This window comes from Streptomyces scabichelini, assembly GCF_011045015.1.
In the GTDB taxonomy this organism is placed as follows: Bacteria; Actinomycetota; Actinomycetes; order Streptomycetales; family Streptomycetaceae; genus Streptomyces; species Streptomyces scabichelini.
Map to the genome: position 1 here is coordinate 1 of NZ_JAAKZY010000347.1, position 6,857 is coordinate 6,857.

Annotated in this window: 8 protein-coding genes; 3 read left to right on the plus strand and 5 right to left on the minus strand. The window is 70.2% G+C overall.

What is annotated here, in order from left to right; translation table 11 throughout:
• Window positions 1-289, minus strand: a 289-nt coding sequence (locus tag G5C60_RS48625; protein ID WP_277611409.1) for a biotin carboxylase N-terminal domain-containing protein, incomplete at its 3' end; no start/stop codon positions are given.
• Window positions 290-662: 373 nt separating this feature from the next.
• On the opposite strand from G5C60_RS48625, the gene G5C60_RS48630 reads away from it, so the two are divergent.
• Window positions 663-1,166 (plus strand): hypothetical protein, encoded by a 504-nt coding sequence (locus tag G5C60_RS48630; RefSeq protein WP_165270383.1) that lies wholly within the window; start codon window positions 663-665, stop codon window positions 1,164-1,166.
• A gap of 16 nt (window positions 1,167-1,182) precedes the next feature.
• On the opposite strand, the gene G5C60_RS48635 is transcribed toward G5C60_RS48630, so the two are convergent.
• The 4 genes from G5C60_RS48635 to G5C60_RS48645 form a co-directional block, all read right to left on the minus strand.
• Entirely contained in the window at window positions 1,183-1,803 is a 621-nt protein-coding gene (locus G5C60_RS48635) for a Maf family protein (protein WP_165270384.1), read from the minus strand.
• 77 nt (window positions 1,804-1,880) lie between these two features.
• Window positions 1,881-2,009: a morphogenic membrane protein MmpB gene (gene mmpB, locus G5C60_RS53465; protein WP_277611494.1), complete on the minus strand. Its 129-nt coding sequence runs from the start codon at window positions 2,007-2,009 to the stop codon at window positions 1,881-1,883.
• Window positions 2,010-2,100: 91 nt separating this feature from the next.
• On the minus strand, window positions 2,101-2,310 hold the full coding sequence (locus G5C60_RS48640) for an acyl-CoA carboxylase subunit epsilon (RefSeq protein WP_165270385.1): 210 nt from the start codon (window positions 2,308-2,310) through the stop codon (window positions 2,101-2,103).
• A 29-nt stretch (window positions 2,311-2,339) separates the two neighbouring features.
• Window positions 2,340-3,938, minus strand: coding sequence for an acyl-CoA carboxylase subunit beta (locus tag G5C60_RS48645; protein ID WP_165270387.1), 1,599 nt, complete (start codon window positions 3,936-3,938; stop codon window positions 2,340-2,342).
• A gap of 327 nt (window positions 3,939-4,265) precedes the next feature.
• Here G5C60_RS48645 and G5C60_RS48650 point away from each other — a divergent pair, with 327 nt between their 5' ends.
• The gene (locus tag G5C60_RS48650; protein ID WP_165270389.1) at window positions 4,266-5,171 is read left to right on the plus strand and encodes a biotin--[acetyl-CoA-carboxylase] ligase; all 906 of its coding nucleotides are present in this window, start codon (window positions 4,266-4,268) and stop codon (window positions 5,169-5,171) included.
• A 308-nt stretch (window positions 5,172-5,479) separates the two neighbouring features.
• Window positions 5,480-6,682: an adenylate/guanylate cyclase domain-containing protein gene (locus tag G5C60_RS48655; RefSeq protein WP_165270391.1), complete on the plus strand. Its 1,203-nt coding sequence runs from the start codon at window positions 5,480-5,482 to the stop codon at window positions 6,680-6,682.
• The last annotated feature ends 175 nt before the right edge of the window (window positions 6,683-6,857 follow it).

Consider the following 6,857-nt stretch of genomic DNA (forward strand, 5'->3'; position numbering starts at 1 on the left):
CGTCCCCCACCGCCTGCGCGAACTCCGCGTTCTCCGAGAGGAAGCCGTAGCCGGGATGGATGGCATCCGCCCCCGAGTCCGCGGCCGCCTGCAGCACCTTGGCCATGTCCAGGTAGCTGGAGGCCGGGGTGTCACCGCCCAGCGCGAACGCCTCGTCCGCGGCCCGCACATGCAGCGCGTCCCGGTCCGGCTCGGCGTACACCGCCACGCTCGCGATACCGGCGTCTCGGCACGCCCGGGCGACACGGACAGCGATTTCGCCACGGTTGGCGATCAACACCTTGCGCACGTTGGCTCCCTCTCCTTGAAACAAGCCGAGTTTAGGGACTGCCGACACGTCGTTTCGACCCATCCCCGATGGTGAGCTTGCCCACACGGAGCGTGATCCGAGGCCCGCTCGCCCACGAAATCCCTTGTCGCACGGCCGTACGCAGGGGGCTTCCCAAGAACCCTAGTCCCCCAATGTGGCCAAGGTCTCTGTGAGAGCGTGCTGCGGCCCACTCCGTTTCTTTGTGGAGTCCCTACGAATGGCCCAATGAATCTTTGCCTTCGCCGGATCCCTTGTCCCGGGGTTTACCCGTTAGTAGCGTTCGGGATGTATCGAAGGCTACTTGGGGTAACTGACGCCCTGGTCGAACGGCATCGAAAGTGGGTGGGGACCGGTGGTACGCAGGCCGGTGGCGTGGGTGGCCGCGATCGTGCTCTTCGCGGAGGCGGTGGGCATCGCACTTGTCAACTGGTTCATGGGCGTCGTCGTCGACCGGCAGGAGATGTCCCTCGCGGGGCTCGACGCGGGCATGATGTCCGTGTCCTCGAAGATCGCGGGCCTGGTCTTCGGCCTCTACTTCGCCTTCTGCGGCTTCGTCGCGCTGCGCGTCGCCCTGCGCGACCGCGCCCCCGCAGGGCTCGGCCGGATCGTGCTCATCAGTGCGGCGGTGGTGCACGGCTTGCTCGGCGCGTTCACGGTCGGCCTGGTGGGCTGGGGCGCGTTCGCTTTCATGATGGTGGTGCTCGGCCTGATCGTGCTGATCTTCATGGCGTACGACCGTCAGGACGGCGGCATCTCCGACACCACGCCGGACGACGACGCGCCCGACGACAGCGCACCGGACGGCGGCAACGAGGGGGCGCCTGTCCCTACGCCTCCGGCGCCCTCGGTTCCCTGATCACCCTGCGCCCTGCTCACCTCTCGCGCGGCGTCCACAACTCCGTGATCCCCACGCCCAGTTGGGCCAGCAAGCGGCGCAGCAACGGCAGCGAGATCCCGATGACGTTCCCGTGGTCACCGTCGATGCCCTCGATGAACGGGGCCGAGCGGCCGTCGAGCGTGAAGGCCCCGGCCACGTAGAGGGGTTCGCCCGAGGCGACGTACGCGGCGATCTCGGCGTCGGTCGGCTCGCCGAAGCGGACCACGGTGGACGCGGTCGCCGAGGCGTACCGTCCCGTCACCGTGTCGTACACGCAGTGCCCGGTCTGCAGCGTGCCCGCGCGGCCGCGCATCGACTTCCAGCGCGCGGTGGCCTCCTCGGCGTCCGCGGGCTTGCCGAGCGCCTCGCCGTCCAGGTCGAGCACCGAGTCGCAGCCGATCACCAGGGCGCCCTTGACCTCGGGCTTGGCCGCCACGACGGACGCCTTGGCCTCGGCGAGTGCGCGCGCCAGCTCGGCGGGCGTCGGGGCGGACACGGCGTCCTCGTCGACCCCGCTGACGACGACCTCGGGGTCGAGTCCGGCCTGCCGCAGCAGTCCGAGCCGGGCGGGGGACTGGGAGGCGAGGACGACTCGACGGCGCGGCTGATCAGTCATGCGGCCAGGGTATCGACGCGGTGGGAAGGGCGTCGGGGCGGTCACCGGACATGCGACCGGTGACCGATCACATGTGGTCACATGAAGCCGAGCACGAGCATCGCGAGCACCATGGCCAACGCCATGAGAATCCCGAGTCGCCGCAACATGTTCTGCATGTCGCGCAGTTCCTCGGGCGGCTCGTTCTCGGGGTCGGACCACAGCATTCCACAATCGTGAATCCGAGCCGGGCCGGGCCGCCTGAGTACGCGTACTCATCTTGCGTAGGGCGTGCGGCTCCAGCCCGGCCAGGCAGCTCTAACCGGGCCAGTACGTGCGCCCCCACGCCTTGGGACCGGGCGCGGGCAGGCGGCCCATGGCCACCCGTGCCGGGTCCGCCCAGGCGTCCGGCTCGAGGGGCGCGCCGGACGGGGCGGCGGCCGCCGCCGCGGCGCGCGCCTGGACCACCGCCAGTGCGGCGGCCAGCTCCTCCGGGGTCGGGTTGCCCCGTACGACCTTGATCGTCATGTTTGCTCCCAAGGATCCGGATCGGGGGCCTACAGGGGGATGTTGCCGTGCTTCTTCGGAGGCAGTGATTCCCGCTTCGTACGCAGCTGACGCAGGCCGCGTACGACATGGGAGCGGGTGTCCGACGGCATGATCACGCCGTCGATGTAGCCGCGCTCGGCGGCCGCGTAGGGGTTGAGGAGCCTGTCCTCGTACTCCTGGATCAGGCGCGCCCGCACCTCCTCGCGCTCCGCCTCGGGGGTGGCCGCGATGGTGCGGCGGTGCAGGATGTTGACCGCGCCCTGCGCGCCCATCACGGCGATCTGGGCGGTCGGCCAGGCGAGGTTGAGGTCGGCGCCCAGGTGCTTGGAACCCATGACGTCGTACGCGCCGCCGAACGCCTTGCGGGTGATGATCGTGATCAGCGGGACCGTCGCCTCGGCGTACGCGTAGATCAGCTTGGCGCCGCGGCGGATGATGCCGTCGTGCTCCTGGTCCACGCCCGGCAGGAAGCCCGGCACGTCGACGAAGGTGATCACGGGGACGTTGAAGGCGTCGCAGGTGCGCACGAAGCGGGCCGCCTTCTCGCTCGCCTTTATGTCCAGGCAGCCCGCGAACTGCATCGGCTGGTTGGCGACGATGCCCACCGGGTGGCCCTCGACCCGGCCGAAACCGGTGACGATGTTCGGCGCGAACAGCGGCTGCGTCTCGAAGAACTCGGCGTCGTCCAGGACGTGTTCGATCACCGTGTGCATGTCGTACGGCTGGTTCGCGCTGTCCGGGACGAGCGTGTCCAGCTCGCGGTCCTCGTCCGTGAGTGTCAGGTCCGCCTCCTCGGGGAAGGCGGGCGGCTCACTGAGGTTGTTCGAGGGGAGGTACGACAGCAGCGACTTGACGTACTCGATCGCGTCCTTCTCGTCGCCCGCCATGTGATGGGCCACGCCGGACGTGGAGTTGTGGGTGCGGGCGCCGCCGAGCTCCTCGAAGCCGACGTCCTCCCCGGTGACGGTCTTGATGACGTCGGGCCCGGTGATGAACATGTGCGAGGTCTGGTCGACCATCACCGTGAAGTCGGTGATCGCGGGGGAGTACACCGCGCCGCCCGCGCACGGGCCGACGACCAGGCTGATCTGCGGGATCACACCGGACGCATGGGTGTTGCGGCGGAAGATCTCGCCGTACATGCCGAGCGCCGAGACGCCCTCCTGGATGCGGGCGCCGCCGGAGTCGTTGATGCCGATGAACGGGCAGCCCGTCTTCAGCGCGAAGTCCATCACCTTCATGATCTTCTGGCCGAAGACCTCGCCCAGGGCGCCGCCGAACACGGTGAAGTCCTGCGAGAACACGGCCACCGGGCGGCCGTCGACCATGCCGTAGCCGGTCACGACACCGTCGCCGTACGGCCGGTTCTGCTCCAGGCCGAAGTCGGTCGACCGGTGCTGGGCGAACTCGTCGAACTCGACGAACGACCCCTCGTCCATGAGCAGCTCGATCCGCTCCCGAGCCGTCAACTTGCCCTTGGCGTGCTGCTTTTCGACGGCACGCGCCGAGCCGGCGTGCGTCGCCTCCTCGATGCGGCGCCGCAAGTCCGCGAGCTTGCCCGCGGTGGTGTGGATGTCGATCTCGTGCAGCTGTTCCGGCTCGGACATCGGGATGGGGCTCCCTGCCTGCTCAGTGGGGACGTGAGGGTGAGGTGCTCAGAAGGGGGGCTGGCTACTCATCCGTAGCGTAGTGCTGTGCCTACGGTTCGGCAGTGCGGCGTTTACCACACCCCTCCTCCCTTGTCAGCGGAGGAATGGGATCTCCGGATCAAGCGACGTGCCGGCCACAGTCAGCTGTACGTTCGCTGAGTCGCGGCGGGACACGCCGGAGGGGTGACGTCACGAGTGTGAACGAGCGCCCGTGAACCTCAGCCCGTCAGGGCTGGAATCCGTCCCTTCTGCGGGGCGGAGGATGTCAAACCTAGGGTGGGTTGCATGACGACGCCACCAGGTGCAGAAGGAAACTCGTCCAACGAGCCGGGTGAGCCGAGGTCGGGCCGCTGGTCCGACCTCGACCGGCCGCCCCTCAACGCCACCGCGCTGCGCAGGGCTCTCCTCCGGGACGGAGGGCTATGGCGCGACGTCGACGTGGTGTCCCGTACCGGGTCCACCAACTCCGACCTCGTCGCCCTCGCCGCCGAAGGCAAGGCCGAGGAGGGTGCCGTGCTCGTGGCCGAGGAGCAGAACGCCGGGCGCGGGCGCCTGGACCGCCAGTGGACGGCCCCGGCCCGCTCCGGCCTCTTCTTCTCCGTCCTGTTGAAGCCCGCCGAGGTCCCCGTCGAGCGCTGGGGCTGGCTGCCGCTGCTCGCCGGGGTCGCCACGGCCACCGCGCTGTCCCGCACGGCCGGCGTCGACACGGCACTCAAGTGGCCGAACGACCTGCTCATCACCGTGGGCGGCGAGGAACGCAAGGTCGGCGGCATCCTCGCCGAGCGCGCCGGGAGCGACGGCGTCGTGGTCGGCATCGGCATCAATGTCACGCTCCGCGAGGACGAGCTTCCCGTACCCACGGCGACGTCGCTCGCGCTCGCCGGAGCCTCCACCACCGACCGTGACCCGCTGCTGCGGGCCGTACTGCGCTCGCTGGAGCAGTGGTACGTCGACTGGCGCGCCGCAGGGGGCGATCCCGCCGTCTCCCGGCTCCAGGAGACGTACGCCGCCGGGTGCGCGACGCTGGGGCGGACGGTGCGGGCGGAGCTGCCCGGGGACCGGTCGCTGGTGGGGGAGGCGGTCGCGGTCGACGGGGACGGACGGCTGGTCCTGGCCACGGCGGAGGGGATGCAGCAGCCCATCGGGGCGGGGGACATCGTGCATCTGCGACCGGAGGGTGAGAGAGGGTGAGAAGTGAGCGGCGCTACGGGCGGGGTACCCGGCCACGACTGTTGAGACGGGGGCCCGACCGCACCGTACGACTCTGAGGTGGCAGCGGGACACCGGATCGGCAGTGAGCCGCACGGCGCAGCAGTGAGCGGTGCGGTCGCTGGGGTACTCGGGTCCGGCTGTTGAGAAGGGGCCTTGATCGTGCCGTACGACTCTGGAGGGGGCCGCGGGACACAGGGGCTCGCTCGCGCGGGAGTGAGCCACAGCACACCTGCCGTAGAGTTGAGGCCGGTCGAAAGTGACCGTGGCAGATCGGAAGGGCAGCAGGCGTGACCGTCGACGACACGGGCTCCGGCACGGGTGCACACCCCGCCTCCGACGGTGAGCCGGGGCGCAGCGCTGGTTCCGTGGCCGACGCGTCGGCCACGCGGGGCGACCGTGCCAAGGCACACGCCCAGGTGGACGCGCACGAGGCCGACTCCGGCGACGACCCTCTCGCCCTCCGTCTGGAGCAGTTGATTCTCGGTGCCGAGCGGCGCTACACACCGTTTCAGGCGGCCCGCAGCGCCGGTGTCTCCATGGACCTGGCGTCCCGTTTCTGGCGGGCCATGGGATTCGCCGACATCGGCCAGGCCAGGGCGCTCACGGAGGCGGACGTACTGGCGCTGCGACGGCTGGCCGGTCTGGTGGAGGCGGGACTGCTCAGCGAGGCCATGGCCATCCAGGTCGCCCGTTCCACCGGGCAGACCACCGCCCGGCTGGCCGAGTGGCAGATCGACTCCTTCCTGGAGGGCCTGACCGAGCCGCCCGAGCCGGGCATGACCCGCACGGAAGTGACGTACCCCCTGGTCGAGCTGCTGCTGCCCGAGCTGGAGGAGTTCCTCGTCTACGTCTGGCGGCGCCAGCTCGCCGCCGCGACCGGCCGGGTCGTACAGGCCGCGGACGATGAGGAGATGGTCGACCGCCGCCTCTGTGTTGCCTTCGCCGACCTCGTCGGCTTCACGCGCCTGACGCGCCGCATGGAGGAGGAGGAACTCGGCGAGCTCGTCGAGGCCTTCGAGACCACGGCCGCGGACCTGGTGGCCGCGCACGGGGGGCGCCTGGTGAAGACGCTGGGCGACGAGGTGCTGTACGCCGCCGACGACCCGGGCGTCGCCGCCGAGATCGCCCTGCGCCTCATCGAGACCATGGCCAACGACGAGACGATGCCCGAACTGCGCGTCGGCATCGCCTTCGGCACGGTGACAACTCGGATGGGCGATGTCTTCGGCGCGACGGTGAACCTGGCGTCGCGGCTGACCTCGATAGCGCCACGGGACGCCGTCCTGGTGGACAGCGCGCTCGCGGAGGAGCTGACGCGGACGGGCGACGCCCCCGCCTCCGAGGCGGAGGCCGCGGAGGCGGCTGCCGCCGCGGAGAAGGAGGGCGAGGAGCCGCCGGTGTACCGCTTCGCGCTCCAGCCGATGTGGCAGCGGCCGGTGCGGGGGCTCGGCGTGGTCGAGCCGTGGTTGCTGAACCGCAGGGATGTGTGAGCCGCTGTTTTGCCCGGTTTGCGTGGCCGGCCTTCCTCACCTTGTCGAATACCTCGGGGGCTACCTCGGCGACCTTGGTGTGTCCAGGCAGAGGCTCACGATCGGCAGGCACAGGTCTGAGTGGCCGGGGTGCGGGCTCAGGGTCGGCGGCCGGAATGTGGGGGACGGTTTCGGC